Source organism: Labilibaculum sp. (genome assembly GCF_963664555.1).
Classification (GTDB): Bacteria; Bacteroidota; Bacteroidia; order Bacteroidales; family Marinifilaceae; genus Labilibaculum.
The window spans coordinates 4,581,323-4,601,819 of record NZ_OY761461.1 but is presented as its reverse complement, the minus strand read 5'-3'; the positions used below and the strand labels follow the sequence as shown (position 1 = coordinate 4,601,819).

Here is a 20,497-nt window from a genome sequence, read left to right as displayed (position 1 = left end):
ATTGAGTGCAAAAATAGCCGTAAAAATCGGAATTGTATGGATGTGATTATTGGTTTTTGTAATTCCAATAAGATTTAAGTCAAAGCGGATGCGAATAGGATGAGTTTAAGTAAGGTTATTTACGTTTCGGTTGTAGATTGTTTTTTAATTGTAAATACTCCTCGTGCAGTAGAATGTGTTTCTCCTGTAAATCTACCAATTTGTGTAAGAGGACTGCATTTTCGTTTAAAAGATTGTTTATTTTTTTTTTTATTGTGATAGATTACATCTGGTTCTTCTATTTTTATCTGTTTATCTTCTCCTTGCTTAGTGTTGCTGTCCAATATTTTTTTTAGCAAATAGTTGGCATCTTTATTACAGGCAATTGAAATCTGTTGTAAGGTTTCAGGTTTCCAATTGTCTTTCTTCATATAGGCATATATTGTTCGCCTGTCAACATTGATTCTTCTTGCAATTTCAGTAATTGGCAACCCCGATTCCCTAATTAATGTTTTTATAATATCGCCTTTTGACATAAGGTGTGAATTATTTAATCAAAAAGTGTCTGTTTAATTTGGACAGCTTTGTGAAATTCGTAATCTTTATTATGAAATAGAATAAGAGTTATGTGATCTCTAGCGCACAAATTAAGCAATAGTTTTAAAATAGCGGTATTCAATGCAAAAAAAATTTAATATCAATGATCGATTGGGGAATTTAAAAGCTAAGGAAGGAGTTGCTCTCAGAAAAGCAATTGCAATGATGATGGGTAGAACAAGAGAGCATGTTAGCAGGATTCTTAATGCACCGGAGGGTTCTTCAAAAGATTTTCCTTCTGAAGTAATTATAAGACTTGCTGATTTTTTTGAATGCAATCCTGAAGATTTATATAATACTCCACCCAGACCAATAAATAAAAAAGAGTTGTTTAATGTAGAATACGACTGAGAAATTAAAAATCACACAGTTGCTTTTTTTTCGTGTTTTTGTAATGTAAGTATGATTAAGATGAATAATTATGATGTTTTTAGTACAAGAGCCAAAGTGATTGACAGACTTTTGGTTGTATTATTTTTTGTGATATTATTGTTGGCTGTATATTGGGTTTGGTTATCTTATTCTTGGACTTTATCATTGAATTCCTCAATTTCTTACCAATAACAAAAGGGATATAGATGTGTTACGAGAAAATTCCGATGAAATATTATTTTAACAATTACAGGTTTCGTTTCAGGAGTTGTAGGATGAGTTTTTAATAGAAGTGACTGTAATTGTTTGATTTAAAAGTTATTATATTTAAATTGATCCGTAGTAGGTCTATAATTTTAGCCATAAAAAAATGCGCCGTAAGGCGCATCTTTATTGACTTTTTATCTAGGGTGAAAGACCGGTCTCGAACCGGCGACCTCTGGAACCACAATCCAGCGCTCTAACCAACTGAGCTACAATCACCATTTTTGCTCTAATGCGGTGCAAATATAGAGAAATCTTTAATTATTCTCCAAGTGTTTTGTGAAAAAAATACAAAAAAATATTCTGAAAGGATTATAAACTCTACCTTTGCAGGCAGTTAACTAATTTTAGTAAAATGGATTTTTTTATCGATAGGAAAGAAACAGAAGAATTGTTTCAGGAAATTTTCAAGAAAATTCAAATTCTTCGTAATGGTGAGACTCATCATGAAATGAAAAAATTTGGATTGAACTACTCAAAATCATTGGGAGCAACAATTGTAAATTTGCGTGAAATAGGGAGGGATTATCAGAAGGATCATCTTTTAGCACATAAATTATGGACCAAAGGTTTTCGTGAATCTAAAATTGTGGCAACCCTTCTCGAAGAACCTGCAAAAGTGACCGAAGAGCAGTTGGAGCGTTGGTTCGCTGAAATGGATTCAAATGAATTGTTGGAGCAGGCAAGCATGAATTTGTTTCAATACCTCCCTAATGCAAAAGCGCTTGTTAAAGAGTGGTTAAAAAGTGAGAATATAGCAAAACAGGTGTGTGCAGTAATGGTTGTTGGACGCCTTGCAATGGATAAGAAAGAGGAGAGTGACAGGCTGTTTATTGATTTTATAGAAATGCTGCCAAAGAAATTTGAGGATGCTTATTTTTTAAATCAGGTAAAAAGAGCCTTAGGGAAGATTGCCCGAAGAGGAGATGTTGTTGTGAATAAGCTTGTTGATTTGGTTTGCGAATTAAAAAGAGAGGATGAGGACTGGAGGGAGATTTGGGATGATCTTCAATATGAACTTAATTTATAAGTGTTTTTTAAGATATTTTATGATGTGATATGGCATTCATATCTAGGAAAAGAAAATTAAACAAAGTAAATTTGAAACGTATTTTTTGCGAAATTTTAAGAATAGATTTTTAAAGATTAAGAGTTAACACACATGGGATATACAAAAAGTTCTAATCCAGTTCTGAGCGAAAAGATTTTTTACGCATCAAGAAATGGATCGTACAGTGAGAGTGAAACGATGACGGTAAATGGAACCGTTAATAAAGTTGGTTTGCTATTGTTTTTTCTGGTAGCTGCAGCAAGTTACACATGGGGATTATTCAATGATTCGATGGATTCATCAGTGGTTCTTCCATGGTTAATTGGTGGAGCAATTGGTGGATTGATTCTTGCCGTTGTTACTGCATTTAAGCCTGTTTGGTCGCCCTATACGGCTCCGTTTTATGCTTTAGCCGAAGGCCTTATGTTAGGCGGATTGTCGGCAATGATGAATTCAGCCTATCCAGGTATTGTGGTACAGGCTGTTGGCTTAACATTTGCAACTTTGTTTGCAATGCTTTTTGCCTATAAAACTGGATTTATTAAAGTAACAGAGAAGTTTAAAACAGGTGTGATTGCTGCAACAGGCGGAATATTTATATTTTACATGTTGAATTGGATTTTGGGAATGTTTGGTTTTGGCTTAAACATTGCAAATGATTCTGGTTTACTAAGTATTGGTATTAGTCTGTTTATTGTTGTTATCGCTGCACTTAATTTAGTTTTAGATTTTGATTTTATTGAAAAAGGTGCTCAATCCGGAGCTCCAAAATACATGGAGTGGTATGGTGCATTTGGGTTAATGGTAACATTGGTTTGGTTGTATGTTGAGTTGTTGAGATTACTCTCAAAATTGGCCAAACGATAAAATGGCATTGGAATCCTAAATTAAAGAACTTAAATAAAGCGAATCGAGTGAGGATAGTTGAAGTTTTAGATCATACGCATCAAAAAGATTTTTTAGATATTGCCAGAATCATTTATAAAGATGATTCCAATTATGCTTGTCCGTTGGATGCTGAGATAGAAGGTATATTTGATCCGAAGGAAAATTCATTCTTTAAGCATGGTGAGGCATGCCGGTGGATACTGCAAAACGATGAAGGAAAAGTAATTGGCCGGATAGCGGCGTTTATCAACACCAATAAAGCTTTTTCTTTTGATCAGCCGACAGGCGGATGTGGTTTTTTCGAATGTATAAATGACAAAAAGGCAGCATTTCTATTGTTTGGTACAGCTAAGGAATGGTTAAAGGATCGTGGTATGGAAGCCATGGATGGGCCTATAAATTTTGGCGAGAATGACAATCATTGGGGGCTTTTAGTTGATGGTTTTATGTCTCAGGGGTATGGAATGCCATATCATCAGAAATACTACAAGGCATTTTTCGAGGAGTATGGCTTTAAGGTGTTCTTTGAACAGTATAGCTACCACCTTGACAGAACCAAACCATTCCCGGAAAGATTTTGGAAGATTGCCGAGTGGGTTGCCAAAAAGCCAGGATTTACTTTCGAGCATTTTTCGTTTGAAAAATCTGAAAAATACATACAGGATATAATTACGATATACAATGAGGCATGGAAATTTCATAACAATTTCTCGCCGATTGATCCTGAAGATATCCGTAAAATGGCTCGTGATGGAAAAGGAGTTATCGACGAAGAATTTATTTGGTTTGCTTATCACGAGGGAAATCCAATTGCATTTTTTGTGATGATGCCGGATATCAATCAGATATTAATAAAAATGAATGGGAAGTTTAATTTCTGGAACAAACTGAAATTTTTATACCATTTAAAAAAGAAAACGATTACCCGAGCCCGGATCACAATTATGGGTGTTACTCCTAAATATCAGCGTTTTGGTGTTGAGTCGGCAATTTTCTGGCACATGGATAAGGTTATGAAGAGGAAGTCACATTACAAAGAAGTTGAACTTTCGTGGGTGGGAGATTTTAATCCGAAAATGATTTCTATTTATGAGTCGGTTGGAGGTGTGAAAATGAAGACGCATTATACCTATCGTCTGCTTTTTGACCCTAATAAACCCTTTAAACGGACCCCTATTATTCCTCTGGAGAACAGGGGAAGTAAGGTAAAAGAGAAAAAAGTAACGGAAAGTGAAGAATAATTTATTTATTCTTTTGCAAAACAAATTACAATATCTACCTTTGCAGCCTATTGGAAGTAGATTATAAGAAACTAAAGGATATTAAAATGAAACAAGGAATACATCCGGAAAATTACCGTCTTGTAGCTTTTAAAGACATGTCAAACGAAAATGTTTTTATTGCTAAGTCGACTGCTAGAACTAAAGAGACTATTGAGTTCGAAGGTATTGAGTACCCAGTTATTAAGCTTGAGATCTCTAATACATCTCATCCTTTCTATACAGGTAAGATGACATTAGTAGATACTGCTGGTCGTGTTGATAAGTTCATGAATCGTTACAAGAAACACATGGACGGTAACAAGAAGTAAGATTAAAAAATCTACCATATTAAGAAAAAGCCTCGATTATTCGAGGCTTTTTTTTATTTTTGATCATACATAAAAATCCTTCGGATTTAAATCACTACTACAATGAATTATATTCTTTTTGATGATGGGGCATGGAATGATCTGCGTCCACTCACATTTACACGTCCGGTATCTGAGATTCGGGTTGGCATTTTAAGCATTCGCGAAAAATGGGAGAAATATCTTACAGCCAGCTTAAGTCATTTTACGCAGGATTATTTATCTGTAAAATATCCAATCTTTGTTCAGGAACAAAATGTATTGATTAATGGTTCGGTACTTCCGGATGAGAGGTTGAAAGATGCAATTCTGAATTTAAAAGTGGGAGAGTATCTTGCAAAGGATGGAGTTATTCTGGCGGCTAATTTTTTGACTGCTGACCTTGAGTTGGTGAACAAGGAAGGAATTGAAGCAAAAGTTAAAGTTGCGTATAAACAGGCTGTTGATCGAATAGCAATGCCTTACCATATATTTGGAAGCAATGACAAGGCTCTTCGTGCCGATTTTGAATTGCTGACCAAAGGAAGAAAATCGCAGAAAATAAGTGATACGGTAAATGTTCTTGGAAGAGAGAATGTATTTCTTGAAGAAGGAGCAAAAGTAGAATTTGCAACATTAAATGCTACTGATGGCCCAATTTATATTGGAAAAGATGCAGTTATTATGGAAGGATGTTTGGTGCGTGGTCCTTTGTCCATGTGCGAGCATGCAGAACTAAAAATGGGAGCCAAGGTGTATGGAGCAACTACGTTAGGACCATATTGCAAATGTGGCGGAGAATTAAATAATGTGGTGTTGTTTGGTTATTCGAGCAAAGCGCATGATGGATTTTTAGGAAATGCAGTATTGGGTGAATGGTGCAATATTGGAGCAGATACAAATAATTCAAATCTGAAAAACAATTATTCGGAAGTTAAATTGTGGAGCTATTCCAGTGATAGTTTTGAAAAAACAGGTTTGCAATTTTGTGGTACTATTATGGGTGATCATTCTAAATGCGGGATTAATACCATGTTGAATACCGGGACTGTTATTGGTGTGAGTGCTAATGTGTTTGGAGCTGGGTTCCCCCGTAATTTTATTCCCTCTTTTGCAATGGGCGGAAATCATGGTTTTAAGGAGTATAGATTGAAAGCAACTTTCGAAGTTGCTGGTTTGGTAATGCAACGTAGAGGTATGGAATTTAATGAGGTGGAGAAAAATATCTTGACTAACGTATTTGAAATGACCAAAGAGTATCGGAAATCATTTTAACACAAATCCTTATTATATTAATGTGAGTTCTTTCTGTTAACTGATAGAGCTCATTTTTTATTTTGGCATAGCTATTGCCTAGTAAATGGTGACCAATTAATTTTGGCAGGAACAGACATTTTGTCACTTTAAATAGGGCATCAGTTTGTTTCCTTATAGTGAGTAATGAGAACATGACAAGCAAAATAATGAGTAGAAAGATTGAAATCAATATAAGTGATATCGCATTAACGAATATGATGGATGAAGATTCAGATTTTATTCCAATTATAACCGATGAGGATGAAAATACGCTGGATGAACTGGTTGTTCCTGACAGTTTGCCAATTTTGCCTCTTCGTAACACGGTTCTGTTTCCTGGCGTAGTAATTCCTATTTCGGTAGGGAGAGAAAAATCCTTGAAATTAGTTCGTGAAGTATACAGCAAGAAAGGGATGTTAGGTGCAGCTACTCAAATCGATTTGAGTGTTGAAGATCCACATTTTGATGATATATATAAAATTGGAACGGTTGCTCAGATTATCAAAATTTTGGAAATGCCTGATGGTTCTACCACAGTTATTTTACAGGGTAAAAAGAGGTTTGAGCTGCAGGAAATGATTTCAGAGGAGCCTTACCACATTGCTAAGATTAAAACACTGAAAGATATTCGTCCTGAGGAGGAAGATAATGAATTTAAGGCACTTATATCATCTGTTAAGGATATGGCGGTTAAGGTGATTAAATTGTCGCCGCACATTCCTAATGAGGCTAGTTTTGCAATCAAGAATATCGAAGGAGCTTCGTTTTTAATCAACTTTATTTCAAGCAATTCTGAAATTAAGCACAACCAAAAACAGAAGTTGCTGGAGATTGATGAGATTGGTGGCAGAGCAATGAAGCTTTTGGAATTATTGGTTCGTGAAGTGCAGGTTTTGGAGCTGAAAGATGATATTCAGACCAAGGTGAAAACCGATATGGATCAGCAGCAAAGAGAATACCTGCTGCATCAGCAAATGAAAACCATTCAGGATGAATTGGGCGGAGGTCCGAATGATCAGGATGTTGAAGAGTTGGAAGAAAGGGCACAAACTAAAAAATGGACCGACGAAGTTGCAGCTGTTTTTGAAAAAGAATTGAATAAACTTCAACGTCTGAATCCTGCTTCGGCAGAATATTCGGTACAGTTAAATTACCTTGAGGAGTTGCTTGATTTGCCATGGAGCGAATACACCCAGGATAATTTCAACTTGAAAAGAGCGCAGAAAATTCTAGATCAGGATCACTTTGGTTTGGAGATAGTAAAAGACAGAATTATTGAGCATTTGGCTGTATTAAAACTAAAAGGAGATTTAAAATCACCAATTTTATGTTTATACGGACCTCCGGGGGTTGGTAAAACATCTTTAGGAAAATCCATTGCGAGAGCTTTGGATAGAAAATATGCCAGAATGTCTCTAGGTGGATTACACGATGAGTCAGAAATTCGTGGTCACAGAAAAACATATATTGGAGCAATGCCTGGACGAATTATTCAGGGAATGAAAAAAGCCGGTTCATCCAATCCTGTTTTTATTTTAGATGAGATTGATAAAGTAAGCAGTGATTTTAGAGGGGATCCATCTTCCGCTTTGTTAGAGGTTCTTGATCCTGAGCAGAACAGTGCTTTTCACGATAACTTTTTGGATGTAGACTACGACTTGTCGAATGTGATGTTTGTAGCAACAGCCAATAATATCGGGGCGATTTCAGCTCCTCTTCGCGATCGTATGGAAATGATTGATGTAAGTGGTTACATTCAGGAAGAAAAAGTACAGATTGCCAAGACTCATTTGATTCCGAAGCAAATGGAGAATCATGGTATTACTGCTGATAATATTAAAATTTCGAAGGAGGTAATTGCCGAAATCATCGATAAATATACTCGTGAGTCGGGTGTAAGAGCTTTGGATCAACGAATTGCCAAGTTAATGAGACGTATTGCCCGTAAGGTTGCAATGGAAGAGGAATATGATATCAATATAAAGATTTCGGATCTTAAAGAACTTTTAGGTGCACCAATCTTTAACAGAGATAAATATCAGGGAAATGAATATGCCGGTGTGGTTACGGGTTTGGCCTGGACTTCGGTTGGTGGTGAAATTTTGTTCATCGAATCAAGTTTGTCGGCTGGTAAAGGGAAATTAACTCTTACCGGGAACCTGGGCGATGTTATGAAAGAATCAGCATTGCTGGCACAAGAATATTTGAGAGCACACTGTGGTGCATTGGGGATTAAAAAGGAAACTTTCGATGAGTGGAATCTTCATGTTCACGTACCCGAAGGAGCAATTCCAAAAGACGGACCTTCAGCTGGAGTTACTATGGTGACTGCCATGGCTTCAATTTTCACACAACGCAAAGTGAAAAAACACTTGGCTATGACTGGTGAAATTACTCTTCGCGGAAAAGTGTTGCCGGTTGGAGGAATTAAGGAAAAGATTCTTGCTGCCAAGAGAGCTGGAATTAAGGAAATTATACTTTGCAATCAGAATAAAAAAGACATTGAGGAAATTAAGGATATTTATTTAAAAGGTCTTAAATTTCACTTTGTTGATGAGATTATGGAAGTTTTGGACATTGCCTTGATGAAGCAAAAGGTAGATAATCCCATAAAATTTTAATTTGGCATAAATCAGGAAAAGGCTTTCGAAAGAAAGCCTTTTTTTGTTTGGGTTCTTTGATACCATAAAATTTCTTACTTTTAAACTGTTATGCAATCAATTATTCTTATTTGGGATACTCAACAGGCAAAAATTATCGTTTACCTATGAATGAAAAAGGAAAATATTTTATTGTAGCTCTTGGTTTAATCATGTTAGGGCTATTGTTTTGGTATTTCAGCAATATTGTGACATACGTTTTAATTTCGGTTGTTCTTTCCTTTATTGGACGTCCGGTTGTCGATTTTTTAAATGGTTTAAAGATCAAGAAATGGCAATTTCCTTCTGTTTTATCTGCAGGGATAACACTCATCCTTTTGTGGATGGTAATGATTATGTTCTTCCGGACCTTTATTCCAATGATAGCATCGCAGGCGCAGGATCTATCAAATATAGATGTAAATGCAGCCGTTCAAAGTCTTGAAGAACCAATGCAAAAAATAGAAGCTTTTGTGGTGAAGTATTCTGCCAATGGCGAGACTTTTGACCTGAAAGCAGTTCTGGTTAAAAATATTTCATCATTTGTGAAAGTGTCTGATGTTTCGGATATTTTTGGTTCTCTTGTTGGTACTTTAGGGAATACATTTATTGCATTGTTTTCGATCTCGTTCATTACTTTTTTCTTTTTGAAGGACAGCAGTTTGTTTACCGAAGGAGTTGTGCTTATGGTTCCGGCCCGCAACGAAGAAGGTGTTCGTCACGTATTGGATTCGATCAAAAAACTGTTAATGCGTTATTTTGTGGGATTGTTTTTTGAAGTTATATTGGTTGGTTTTATGGTAACCATTGGTCTTACCATTGTTGGTTTGCCTTTTAGTACCGCAGTTGTAATTGGGCTGTTTGCTGGAATCATGAATGTGATTCCATATATAGGACCAATTATTGGAGCCTGTTTTGGAATGATTATTGGAATTGCCACCAATTTAGATATTGATTTTTATACAGGAATTGTTCCTCTTTTGGGATATATGGCGCTTGTATTCGCCACAGTTCAGATTATCGACAATATTTTGTTTCAACCTTTAATTTATTCCAACAGTGTAAATGCTCATCCTCTCGAGATTTTTATTGTGATTATCATGGCAGGAAGTATGGCAGGTATTTTAGGAATGATGCTGGCAATACCATCTTACACAATTATGCGTGTTATTGCAAAAGAGTTTTTTAACAAATACCGGTTTGTAAAGAAATTAACGGAAAAAATTTAGCTGGGATTTACATTGGTCAGAAAACAAAAAAAAAGCTTGATTCATTCCCGAATCAAGCTTTTTTGTATCTGACAACAAAGATATATCAATAGCTTTTATAGGCTTGAAGCTTCAAAATGATCTTTTAGTATTTTTAATTCTTCTTCAAAGCCTAATTTTTCTCCGTCGTACAATTTCATAATTCGTTCATCAACAGCAACCAATTGCTGAGGCAGTTCGAGATGCTGGTTGGTGAAAATCATTTCCATATCCGGATTTTGGGCTTGAATAACTTCCACTATATCCATAATTGATTTGTTGTATTCCACCAGATTATAAACTCCGGAATCTAATTTGCCACCCAAAAGATTGGCTAAGATGCTGCTGGTTTTTTCCAAAGAAATAAACGGACGTTTTTGGTTTCCACTTCCGTGGATGGAAATACGACCCACAAAATGAGAATCGAAAAGTAAACTGTTTAAAATTCCTTTCATATTCATGCTTACACCGTAACCAAAAACATTTCCCAAACGAATAATTTGAGTGTTTATTTTCGACATGATTCGTTCAACATGTTGTTCTCCTCTTAATGTAGAACTTCCCAATGAAGTTGTTGGTTCAGGAATGGAGTAAATGTCGAATTCATTATCAGAATAACCGTAAACAGCGGTTGAACTAACGTATATCAATTGCTTTACCTTGCTTTCTTCGATGGCATAAACCAACTCAGCAGTTCCCCAATTATTAACCTGCTCATGAAGATGATGAAGCTTATCGTTGTCCGAATTTTCAGCCGCAAGATGATAAACTACATCAATATCTTTTATAATTTTATCGAGAGTTCTTGAATCCAAAAGTTCACCTCTAACAAAAGTTAGTTTGCCAGGTTTTATTTGGGAGTGTAAAAACAGATTGAAGTTAGCCTGATGCAGATTATCCAATACAATAATCTCTTTTACATCAGGATTCTGATTCAATTTTATGCATAATTCGGTGCCAATGTAACCGGCGCCACCTGTAATTAATACTCTCATTGTATCTGTGTTTTAATTTCGGATTATTAGCTGTAATTATTATTTATCTTTTTTAATTACCAAATCGGTATTTAAACCACATTCGGTTTTTTTCATTCCAAACCATCGTGCCGACCGATCATCGCCCAGAGTCATTTTTCGTGTACAAGGCTCACAGCCAATGCTGTCGTAACCTTTTGCTTCGAGCGGATGACGGGGAAGATTGTGCTCTTTAATGTACTTGTAAATTTCCTGTTTACTCCAATCCAACATTGGGTGAAATCGGATGACACCATGAGGAGCATCCTGTTCAATATTCATCGCTTTTCGAACAGCCGATTGATCTGCCCGAACGCCATTGATCCAAACATCGTAATCTGCCAAAACACCATCCAGAGGTTGTACCTTATTTAGGAAACAACAGTAATCAGGATCAGAGGTGAAGAGAAAATTTCCCTTTGCATCTTTTTGTTGTGCTTTAGGAACTGAAGATTTTGCATCGATAATTTTCAATCCAAATTCTTTGGCGATTTGATCTTTAAACTGAATGGTTTCAGGGAATAAAAATCCGGTATTAATAAAATAAACAGGTATTGTATTGTCTATCCGGCTGATAATATGAAGTAAAACAAGACTGTGCGATTGAAAAGAGGATGTGGTAAACATCGTCTTTCCTTCGGCTTTGTATTGCTCAAGTTTCTTTTTTATGCTTTCAAAATTCATTGTAAAATCCTTTTGCCTTACTAAATAACAAGGCGTGTAAATGTGTATATAAAGGATGGTAAAGATACTAATAAATATTCCAAATTAGGGAAATTTTAAGCGTAGAGTGGCTTCGGATAACAGGTAAATACTGAACTTATAAAATAAGTTGCAGAGTAAAGTTTCAATCAATTTTAGTAAAGTAGTATGACAAATAGTTAATTCGGATTAATGTTTGATGAGTTTAGAATATTTTGGGTTTAAAATTTGCACTTATATTATTGTTTTGTTAAGTTATATGATATATTTGCATGTGCATTTTTTTTGTCTTAAATTCAATCATTCAGAATGGTTACAGTGATTTTTAGCGAAGTTTCAGAACTTCTTTAGCATTGGTTTTATATTTATGTGTGTTTTTTATTCGTTTCTTAAAGAAGATCTTATAATTGTTAATATGATTAAAAAATTCTTTTTTTTCTTTCTTTTCACAATCCTAATTACTGAAGTTTATGCCAAGGATGATTATAAGAAAGCCCGGTTTCATGATTTAGATAGTTTGAAAGTAGCCATTAATGAGTTGGTTATGCTTGAAGGAAAAATCGAAAATTCTGATAGCCTGATCAGTCTTGTAGCTGATAACCGAAAAATCTTAAAAGAAGAATATCCGTCTTATTTGCATCTGCTTTTGAATAAAATTAAAACTGATAAGGATACTACCGGCCTGGCAGAAATATATTATAGGATAGGGGTAAACCATCGATATACACATGGCTACGATTCTGCTAAATATTACTATCAAAAGTCATTGCCCTTTGCCCATAAAATAAAAGATTATTACAAATTAGGACGAATATACAATGAGTTAGGAGTTGTTTGTCGGAAAACGGATCGCAATGAAGAGGCTGTTAATTATTTTGTTTCATCAATCAATACAACAAAATTCAGTAATAATTTATATGGCAAGGCAATTGCCGAAAACGGAATTGGAAATATCTATTTGGTACAAAAAGAATATCAAAAGGCTTTGTCCTATTTTCGGGAATCATTAAAATATGGAAAAAGCAGCGATAATAAATATCATTTAGAGATTAGTTATGGGAATTTAGGAGAAGCTTATCTCTATTTGCATGAAGCTGATTCTGCAAATTTTTATATTAATAAATCGCTGGAGTTGTCAAAATTACGAGGGAATCCTATCGGCGAAGGAATTTGCTATCAGCTTTTGGGACAGGTTAAAATGTTTCAAAATGAGTATGAAAAAGCGTATGGATATTATGAGAAAGCACTTGATTTACAGCGGGAAAAAAATGATCAGCGATATTTGAGTACAATTTTAATACAACATGGTAATGTTTGTTCGAAATTAAAGAGATACAAAGAAGCTGAAAAGAATTTATTGGAAGGTAGAAAATTATCAAAAGAAATTCATTCTATTGATAACTTAATGTTTGCCAATCAGGTGTTGTACGAGATTTATTATGCCACGGGAAGATTTCGAGAGGCAAGCGATGCTCTGCTGTTAACTAAAAATTATACCGATTCGTTATACAACAGCGAGACTGTGCGTGTAATGAATGATTTGGAATTTAAATATCAATCGGAAAATAAAACACATCAGATTGAGCTGTTGAATGCAAGAAATCAGTTGATTGGAGAATCAAAAAAAATGCAGAGAAATCAGTTTGGAGTTCTGCTGTTGCTTTTTGGAGGATTGGCCGCGTTTTTTTATTACTTATACAAGAACAAACAAAAGGTTTCAAGAGAGTTACAGATTGTAAATCAGATGAAATCGAAATTTTTCAGTAGTATCTCCCATGAATTTAGAACACCTTTAACATTAATAAAAGGTCCGGTAGAAAAGCATTTAGCCCGGCCTCATAGCAATGAGGAGCAGGATGAAATGAAACTGATTCTGCGGAATACCAACAGATTACTTGCATTGGTTGATCAGCTATTAAATCTCTCTAAAATTGATGCAGGTCATTTTGCCATTTCAGCGCAGGAAGGTGATTTGTCAACATTGCTTAAAGGAATTTCAAATTCGTTTATTTATCAGGCATCCGAGAAAAAGATAAATTATCAATTGGAAATAAATGAATCAGGAGATGTTTGGTTCGATACGAATATTGTTGAAATAATAATTACTAATTTATTGTCCAATGCATTTAAGTTTGTTCCTAAAAATGGGAATGTAGAAATGAAGCTTGATGCATTTAATGATCATATTAAAATAATTGTAAGTAATTCGGGGTGCACGTTAACCAAAGAGCAATTGGCTCATATTTTTGATCGGTTTTACCGTGCAGGCGAAAACGAAACACAAGGAACCGGTATTGGACTCTCTTTAGTGAAGGAGTTGTGTACTCTTTACCGCGCACCCATAAAGGTTAGTTGTTCCAATAGTCAAATCATTCAGTTTGAATTGTTGTTGCCAACATCTAAAGATCATTTTAAGGTAAACGAAATATCGCTTTTACCTATGGCAAAAAAAGAGGAGCAGTTTTATGAAGTAAATTCAGATTTGAATCTGGAAGAAGAAAACGAGGTGAAAATTGAAGATTTGCCCGTATTGTTGCTTGTTGAGGATAATTTAGATATGCGGAAATACATCAAGACTTACTTTATTCATAAATACAAAATTTTAGAAGCTGAAGACGGGGAAATTGGGATTAAGATGGCAATCGAATATATTCCTGATTTGATTATTTCGGATGTAATGATGCCAAAAGTTGGTGGTGTTGAGCTTTGTTCCTGCTTAAAAGCAGATGTGAAAACCAATCACATACCCATTATTTTATTGACTGCCAAAGTTGGTGATGACAATGAATTGGATGGTCTTAAATCCGGTGCAGATGATTACATCGTAAAACCATTTAATGCTAAGGCTTTAATCGTTAAGGTTGAAAGACTAATTGCCACAAGAAAAGAGATGCAGAAAAAGTATCAAAATGAAATAGTTATCAGTCCTTTAAATATTGTGTTTCCATCTGAAGAAGAGAAATTTGCAAGAACATTGCAGAAAGTTCTGGAAGCGAATTTACACAATCCGGATTTTACTGTAGATCAGTTTTGCGAGGAGACTTTAATGAGCCGAACACAACTTCATCGTAAGTTAAAAGCTTTAACCGGACTGTCAGCTACTGCATTCATCAGAACGCAAAGAATAAAAATGGCATCGGAAATTTTATTGAACCCAGATGTGAATATTAGTGATGTTTGTTTTTCTACCGGATTTAACGATACTTCGTATTTTTCCAAATGCTTTAAAGAGATTCAAGGTTGTACTCCCTCCGAGTATATAAAGGAACATTCCAATTAAAACTTTTTAAGTAGGCTTATTGTGATACATTCTTAAGTAGTATTCCTTACTGTATACAGGTAAAGTTATTTGTTTTATCTAGGCAATAATTATTTTTAATGTACATCAAACTTTATTTTAATGTACATCAAAGTAAAGTTTGATGTACATTAAAAATTAAAAAAATAAAGAGAACAAAATCGCTTGCTGCTTATCTGATGATTAGCAGGCAGGCAATTTGTTATTTGGTCTCTTGTCAAGTAAACATCAAAACTTAGTTCATTCAATTTTATAGAATCTTTTTTGTTGAGGATATTCGTGTAATGCCTTACACGAAACACATACGGGTTATTGCTCCTGTGTTTGTTAATTTACCAACTAATTTTAATTGTTATCGGCTCAAAAATGGTGTTTTCTTAAACCCGGAGCCAATTTATTTTACGATACTTGTTTGGATGGTTAATTTCAATCCTGCACCAATCATCTATATGTCAATTAGTTATGTTGTTGTGGAACATTTGTTTTAGCTGCAGAAACATTTGTTATACTTTGGTGTTGTTCCTTCCTTTTTTTCTGTAAAAATCCACAACGATTTAAGAATACTAATAAGACTCAAAATGTCTTAAAAAGATACGTTTTCAGGGAGAAAGTGGTGTTTTGATTAATCGGATTTTATTGCCTGATTAGGTATGCATGGAATCCTTTTTATCTTCCGTTTGCATGAATATGATGGAATGATAATTTCGGTGTATAAGTGAAGTTTTTACGATTAAGTTGCTTATAGTGAGATTATTGAACATTTGCTTTTGTTTTTGGAACATGTTTGCTATTTGAGGTTTGATTAACACCATACATTTATAATGTAATCAAAACCAAAAATTGTACTCATGAAAAAATTCGTATTTCTATCCTTGTTATTTACACTTAGCATTACAATTATAAATGCGCAGGTAGTAGATCCGGAAAAAGTAGTAAAGAAGCAAGGTACACGTCGAGCTAATAATAAAATAGAACGAGGTGTAGATAAAGGCTTCGATAAACTGGAAGAAGGTATTGGAAGTTTATTCGGTAAAAAGAAGAAGAAAAAGAAAGCTGCGAATGAAGAGTCAAAAATTACTTCAGGAAACAATGAAGACTCAAATAGAAATGACGGGAATAATAGTAATGAGAGAGTAGAAAAGCAAGTTGCTAAAAAGCCTGACGTGGTTTGGAATAAATTTGACTTTGTTCCCGGTGATGTTGTAATCTTTGAAGATGGTCCTGCAATTACGGAAGAGAATGGTGAGTTTCCCAGTCGTTGGGATTTGGTGAAAGGACAAGTTGAAATTGCAAACGTAGATGGCGAAAATGTGATGATGTTTATGGATGGAACACCCGCGGTTGTCCCATATCTAAAGAATGCAGGTGAAGATTATCTTCCTGAAATTTTTACAGTGGAATTTGATTTTTATAAGCCAGCAAATGGCAATCGATTTTCGGTTTACTTATATGATTTAAAAAATCAGAAGAATAGTGGTCAGGAAATTGAAATAGGCTACAAACATATTTCTGTTCAGAATAGTGACGTTTCTGGAGAACATCCCGATTTAGATTATAGCTGGAATGATAAAGCCCGTTGGATTCATGTATCGATTGCCTACACAAAAGGCAAGTTGAAAGTGTATATGGATGACACTCGATTGATAAATATTCCGCATTATGAAGCAAATCCGACGGGAATCTGTCTGCAGGCATATTGGGCTAAATTAGCCGACGATAAAGCATACTATGTGAAAAATGTTCGCATTGCAAAAGGTGGGGTTAAATATTACGATCGTGTACTGCAGGATGGTAAGATCATTTGCAATGGAATCCGTTTCGATGTAAACAAGGCCAGTTTAAAGCCCGAGTCGATGGGGCCAATCAATAAAATTTGCGAATTACTGCAAAAACAACCTGATTTAAATTTTAGTGTGGAAGGTCATACTGATAGCGATGGTGATGATGCATCAAATAAAAGTTTATCGGAAGCGAGAGCTAAAGTGGTAATGGAGAAATTGATTCAGATGGGAATTTCATCGAACCGATTGAGTTATGCCGGTTACGGAGAAAGCAGGCCATTGGATAATAACAGCACTCCCGAAGGAAAAGCGAACAACCGAAGAGTGGAGTTTGTGAAAGTGAAAGGAATTGCGGCAACGGCCAATCCAAATACATCAGGCAATTTAATATTTGATTCTTTGGATCGTAAAGCGATCGATACTAAAATGGAAAGCTTGCCAAATGGGAATATCCCGGTTTCCAATCAATCGGGAATTCTTCTGAAAAATGGGACTACCATCATTTACGGTACGTCTGACGGGTATTTGGGTAAAATGGAAGTTCTTGATGTTGACGAAAGTGATAGTTATCGATTAACAGTTAAGTATGTAACCTATAATGATGATGGTTCTGTTCATAGTAAATCGGATCATTTGGAAATTGGAGGAACCTACACTTGCGATTTGGACGAAGGAAATACTGGGGACATGATGAGATCGGAAGAGGACTTTTGGTTGGGCAGATCGGATGCTAAAACAACAACAATTGTACAAAGGGAAAATACCGGTTTCTATGTAATGCCAAACTAATTAAAATTTTAAGAACGATTTAAACAAATACCAATTTGAATTATGAAAAATATAGTAAAGTATCTAAGTATTTTATTTTTTGTTTCAGTCATTGTTTCATGTGATAAAGATGATGATTTACAGAGTAAGGACATCAAGCGTTATAATGTGGAATCGGGTATTGTGCACTACGAAACTTCAATATCCGGCCCATATATGAATGGATCAGGCACAGAAGATTTGTATTTCAAAAAATGGGGTGCTCTGGAGATGAGTTTTGAGGATAAATCGGAAACAATTACCATCGTTAATGTTAATGGAGTAGAAGAATCGACAACTACGAATGCCCGTAGTGCCTATAAAATTGATAATGAGAAACTTTATTCGGTTGATTATAAAAACAGTATAATTTATACCAAAGAAGATCCTCTAATTGATTACATGCGCCAGAATAATTTAGATGCATTGGAAGCAGCGAAGGAGACAATGGTAAGTATGGGAGGAGTTCAATTGGGTAATGAGAAAATATTGGGTCACGACTGTGAAGTTTGGGGTTTGCTTGGAGTTAGACAGTGGATTTACAAAGGTCTAAGTCTGAAAGCAGTAACAAATATGGCGGGAATCACCATAATAAAGGAAGCAACAAGTGTCAAATTTGAAGTTTCGGTTGCATACAGCTATTTCGAGCTTCCTAATTTTCCTCACAAGGATATTACTGATCTGTAAATTATAATTATAGGAGTCGACTATGTGAAAAGTGATTTTGACACACGGGAAGATTATTATTCCAGCATGGTGGATTTCGCAAGGCAGTTAAATAGAAGTTGCTTAGTCTCGGGAACGGCCTAATTACATTGTAAATAATTTCAATAAAATCTGAAAATTAATCTCACAGAAACAGTTGCTGTACCTGCAGGTTTTGATATGGAAACATCAGTATGGATAAATGTTGAAGTGGAAATTTTATAATCTCAATCAAAAATTAATAATCAGTAAAAAAAGTAAAAAAATGAAAAACAAATTTGTTTTAGTTATCGCTGCTGTGCTTACAGTATTTTTCAGTTTAACAAGCAAAGCACAAGACTCAAAAATTATGGCCGGAGCAGGTCTTGGATATGCAACGGATATCAGCACTCTTGGTATATCTGCTAAAGGAGTTTATTTAGCAAGTGATACATGGGAAATTGCCCCTGCGTTCACTTACTATTTAAAGAAAAATAATGTGAATTGGTCAACATTGGATTTCGATGCGCATTACGTTTTCTCTACTGACGAAAGTATGACTTTTTATGGTATTGGAGGTTTGAATGTTACTTTCTGGAAATTTAAAATGGATGGAGTAAGTTCAGGATCAAGTGAGTTCGACGATTTTCTTGGAGGCATGTCAGATTTGGATGCTTCAGGAAGTGATATTGGTGTGAATATTGGTGTTGGCAGTCGCTTTGCATTGTCCGATAAAATGTATTTCAATGCAGATTTGAAGTATACCATTGGCGGTTCAAATTTCTTGTCAGCAGGGGTAGGATTGTTATACCATTTCTAGAGTTTTATTTAACTACATACATTTAGTTAGTACTTCCTGTTTGGGGCAATCAACCAATTCACTTTACAACCATTCAACCATAATAAAAAAGTTCCCGACAGGAAGTATTTCAGGTAAAGCTCAATCATCTAATTTTTGTTAAAACTCGCAATCAAACAAGTGCATTTCATTCAAATCCATTAACCGATGAAACGTCCATGTCAAGGTGTTTTGACATACAGCAGGGTGATTATTCCAGCTTGGTAAGTTCTCCCGAAATATGTTTGGGACAGGCTATATGACAAAAACTTAAAATTATAATCATATGAAACGCGCTATGAGAAGACTTTTCTCACACACGAGGATGACTAAGTTGGCGAGTTCCATGTGGCAATAAAAAACAAATTTAGACACATGAAACAAATAATTCTGATCGTAAGCTATTTACTAATGACCTTTGTTGTGACTGCTCAGCAAAAGAGTCAAATATATGCCATCAAATCAGGGCATATTGAGTATCAACTCAGCGGAAATACTACTGGCACCAAGTCTGTTTGGTGGGACAACTATGGGAATTCATCTTTTACGGAAACCAAATCGGTAAGCGTAACTAAAATGTTTGGAATTAAGAGTGAAACAAAAACGCATGATATCTCGATTATTAAAGACGGTAAATTTTGGAATGCCAACTTAATTGAAAACAAAGGGCAGAAAGGAACTGTTCCTTTTCAGGATATCACTGATAATATGACCGATGCAGAAAAGAAGAAGATGGGAAAAGATCTGTTGGAAGCTTTTGGCGGCGAGATTGTTGGTAAAGAAAATGTTTTGGGGAATGAGTGTGAAGTTGTAAAATTAATGGGCGCTAAATGTTGGATTTATGAAGGTGTTACATTAAAATCAGAAGCAAAAATATTAGGTATTGAATCGATCGAAACAGCTGCCGGGTTTGACAAAAATATTTCTGTGTCTGCCTCAAAATTTACTCCTCCTTCTAATATTAAATACGAAGATCAGGATCAATATCAGCAGGAGATATTTGGAGGTATGAGTGATGCTTTTAACGATGATCGTGGTGATGATGGCGATGAAGCAATAGATTTAGTTCCTGTAAAGTATCCTTATGAGAAGTTTCAGAAAATAGCAAATGGTTTCAGCTTCAATAATTACCGAAAAATGATGGTAATGAATATGGAGGGAACCTATAGTGCCATGTTCATGAAAGGAATGAATGGCAATTTGGGAGTAGCTGCAACTTCACGTAAAAATGGCAATCCTGATCAGGGAGGAAATCTTGAAATCTTTACACACAGTGGGAGAAACTGTATGTATGGTAAAATGGAAGGAGATGAAGGCATTTCTTTAATCATCGAAATTCCAAATTACGATACATATATAATACTTGTGTCCAGTTCTGTTCAGACGAAACCAGAGATGCTTCAACTAATGGATGCTTTTAATTTTTAAAAAA

Annotated in this window: 16 protein-coding genes and 1 tRNA gene; 13 read left to right on the top strand and 4 right to left on the bottom strand. The window is 35.2% G+C overall.

All coding sequences use genetic code 11. The features are described from left to right. Nucleotides 1-119 precede the first annotated feature (119 nt). Complete coding sequence (locus tag ACKU4N_RS18345) at nt 120-515, bottom strand: helix-turn-helix domain-containing protein (RefSeq protein ID WP_321318882.1); 396 nt, start codon at nt 513-515, stop codon at nt 120-122. A 142-nt stretch (nt 516-657) separates the two neighbouring features. Between ACKU4N_RS18345 and ACKU4N_RS18340 the strand changes: the two genes are divergently transcribed. Continuing rightward, entirely contained in the window at nt 658-927 is a 270-nt protein-coding gene (locus ACKU4N_RS18340; protein ID WP_321318881.1) for a helix-turn-helix domain-containing protein, read from the top strand. A gap of 429 nt (nt 928-1,356) precedes the next feature. Here the strand turns inward: ACKU4N_RS18340 and ACKU4N_RS18335 are convergent. Beyond that, nucleotides 1,357-1,432: transfer RNA gene (locus ACKU4N_RS18335), tRNA-His, on the bottom strand. 135 nt (nt 1,433-1,567) lie between these two features. Here ACKU4N_RS18335 and ACKU4N_RS18330 point away from each other — a divergent pair. From ACKU4N_RS18330 to ACKU4N_RS18300, 7 genes are all read left to right on the top strand, one after another. Then, the gene (locus tag ACKU4N_RS18330) at nt 1,568-2,242 is read left to right on the top strand and encodes a DNA alkylation repair protein (RefSeq protein ID WP_321318879.1); all 675 of its coding nucleotides are present in this window, start codon (nt 1,568-1,570) and stop codon (nt 2,240-2,242) included. 132 nt (nt 2,243-2,374) lie between these two features. Then, complete coding sequence (locus ACKU4N_RS18325) at nt 2,375-3,130, top strand: Bax inhibitor-1/YccA family protein (RefSeq protein ID WP_321318877.1); 756 nt, start codon at nt 2,375-2,377, stop codon at nt 3,128-3,130. A gap of 47 nt (nt 3,131-3,177) precedes the next feature. After that, on the top strand, nt 3,178-4,392 hold the full coding sequence (locus tag ACKU4N_RS18320; RefSeq protein ID WP_321318875.1) for an N-acetyltransferase: 1,215 nt from the start codon (nt 3,178-3,180) through the stop codon (nt 4,390-4,392). An 86-nt stretch (nt 4,393-4,478) separates the two neighbouring features. Then, entirely contained in the window at nt 4,479-4,742 is a 264-nt protein-coding gene (locus ACKU4N_RS18315) for a type B 50S ribosomal protein L31 (RefSeq protein WP_321318873.1), read from the top strand. Nucleotides 4,743-4,844: 102 nt separating this feature from the next. After that, nucleotides 4,845-6,035: a GlmU family protein gene (locus ACKU4N_RS18310; RefSeq protein ID WP_321318872.1), complete on the top strand. Its 1,191-nt coding sequence runs from the start codon at nt 4,845-4,847 to the stop codon at nt 6,033-6,035. Nucleotides 6,036-6,223: 188 nt separating this feature from the next. Further along, complete coding sequence (gene lon / locus ACKU4N_RS18305; protein WP_321318870.1) at nt 6,224-8,677, top strand: endopeptidase La; 2,454 nt, start codon at nt 6,224-6,226, stop codon at nt 8,675-8,677. Nucleotides 8,678-8,823: 146 nt separating this feature from the next. Next, the gene (locus ACKU4N_RS18300; protein WP_321318868.1) at nt 8,824-9,924 is read left to right on the top strand and encodes an AI-2E family transporter; all 1,101 of its coding nucleotides are present in this window, start codon (nt 8,824-8,826) and stop codon (nt 9,922-9,924) included. Nucleotides 9,925-10,019: 95 nt separating this feature from the next. On the opposite strand, the gene ACKU4N_RS18295 is transcribed toward ACKU4N_RS18300, so the two are convergent. Both ACKU4N_RS18295 and ACKU4N_RS18290 read right to left on the bottom strand, forming a co-directional pair. Continuing rightward, the gene (locus ACKU4N_RS18295) at nt 10,020-10,937 is read right to left on the bottom strand and encodes an NAD-dependent epimerase/dehydratase family protein (protein ID WP_321318866.1); all 918 of its coding nucleotides are present in this window, start codon (nt 10,935-10,937) and stop codon (nt 10,020-10,022) included. A 39-nt stretch (nt 10,938-10,976) separates the two neighbouring features. Then, nucleotides 10,977-11,639 carry a phosphoadenylyl-sulfate reductase gene (locus ACKU4N_RS18290; RefSeq protein ID WP_321318864.1) on the bottom strand — a complete coding sequence of 221 codons (663 nt, stop codon included), beginning with the start codon at nt 11,637-11,639 and terminating at the stop codon, nt 10,977-10,979. 433 nt (nt 11,640-12,072) lie between these two features. Between ACKU4N_RS18290 and ACKU4N_RS18285 the strand changes: the two genes are divergently transcribed. From ACKU4N_RS18285 to ACKU4N_RS18265, 5 genes are all read left to right on the top strand, one after another. Then, nucleotides 12,073-14,937 (top strand): tetratricopeptide repeat protein, encoded by a 2,865-nt coding sequence (locus ACKU4N_RS18285; RefSeq protein ID WP_321318863.1) that lies wholly within the window; start codon nt 12,073-12,075, stop codon nt 14,935-14,937. 866 nt (nt 14,938-15,803) lie between these two features. After that, nucleotides 15,804-17,525 carry an OmpA family protein gene (locus tag ACKU4N_RS18280; RefSeq protein ID WP_321318861.1) on the top strand — a complete coding sequence of 574 codons (1,722 nt, stop codon included), beginning with the start codon at nt 15,804-15,806 and terminating at the stop codon, nt 17,523-17,525. A 42-nt stretch (nt 17,526-17,567) separates the two neighbouring features. Then, entirely contained in the window at nt 17,568-18,230 is a 663-nt protein-coding gene (locus ACKU4N_RS18275; protein WP_321318860.1) for a hypothetical protein, read from the top strand. 283 nt (nt 18,231-18,513) lie between these two features. Next, complete coding sequence (locus tag ACKU4N_RS18270; protein ID WP_321318858.1) at nt 18,514-19,047, top strand: outer membrane beta-barrel protein; 534 nt, start codon at nt 18,514-18,516, stop codon at nt 19,045-19,047. 393 nt (nt 19,048-19,440) lie between these two features. After that, a complete protein-coding gene (locus tag ACKU4N_RS18265; RefSeq protein WP_321318856.1) occupies nt 19,441-20,493 on the top strand; it encodes a hypothetical protein in 1,053 nt (350 codons plus the stop codon). Nucleotides 20,494-20,497 lie beyond the last annotated feature (4 nt).

What these genes read in the sequence shown, in the direction of transcription:
- ACKU4N_RS18265 (WP_321318856.1), top strand. Translation starts at nt 19,441, where the DNA reads ATGAAACAAATAATTCTGATCGTAAGCTATTTACTAATGACCTTTGTT.
- lon (WP_321318870.1), top strand. Translation starts at nt 6,224, where the DNA reads ATGAGTAGAAAGATTGAAATCAATATAAGTGATATCGCATTAACGAAT.
- ACKU4N_RS18280 (WP_321318861.1), top strand. Translation starts at nt 15,804, where the DNA reads ATGAAAAAATTCGTATTTCTATCCTTGTTATTTACACTTAGCATTACA.
- ACKU4N_RS18340 (WP_321318881.1), top strand. Translation starts at nt 658, where the DNA reads ATGCAAAAAAAATTTAATATCAATGATCGATTGGGGAATTTAAAAGCT.
- ACKU4N_RS18315 (WP_321318873.1), top strand. Translation starts at nt 4,479, where the DNA reads ATGAAACAAGGAATACATCCGGAAAATTACCGTCTTGTAGCTTTTAAA.
- ACKU4N_RS18345 (WP_321318882.1), bottom strand. Translation starts at nt 515, where the DNA reads ATGTCAAAAGGCGATATTATAAAAACATTAATTAGGGAATCGGGGTTG.
- ACKU4N_RS18270 (WP_321318858.1), top strand. Translation starts at nt 18,514, where the DNA reads ATGAAAAACAAATTTGTTTTAGTTATCGCTGCTGTGCTTACAGTATTT.
- ACKU4N_RS18275 (WP_321318860.1), top strand. Translation starts at nt 17,568, where the DNA reads ATGAAAAATATAGTAAAGTATCTAAGTATTTTATTTTTTGTTTCAGTC.
- ACKU4N_RS18325 (WP_321318877.1), top strand. Translation starts at nt 2,375, where the DNA reads ATGGGATATACAAAAAGTTCTAATCCAGTTCTGAGCGAAAAGATTTTT.
- ACKU4N_RS18295 (WP_321318866.1), bottom strand. Translation starts at nt 10,937, where the DNA reads ATGAGAGTATTAATTACAGGTGGCGCCGGTTACATTGGCACCGAATTA.
- ACKU4N_RS18290 (WP_321318864.1), bottom strand. Translation starts at nt 11,639, where the DNA reads ATGAATTTTGAAAGCATAAAAAAGAAACTTGAGCAATACAAAGCCGAA.
- ACKU4N_RS18330 (WP_321318879.1), top strand. Translation starts at nt 1,568, where the DNA reads ATGGATTTTTTTATCGATAGGAAAGAAACAGAAGAATTGTTTCAGGAA.
- ACKU4N_RS18310 (WP_321318872.1), top strand. Translation starts at nt 4,845, where the DNA reads ATGAATTATATTCTTTTTGATGATGGGGCATGGAATGATCTGCGTCCA.
- ACKU4N_RS18300 (WP_321318868.1), top strand. Translation starts at nt 8,824, where the DNA reads ATGAATGAAAAAGGAAAATATTTTATTGTAGCTCTTGGTTTAATCATG.
- ACKU4N_RS18285 (WP_321318863.1), top strand. Translation starts at nt 12,073, where the DNA reads ATGATTAAAAAATTCTTTTTTTTCTTTCTTTTCACAATCCTAATTACT.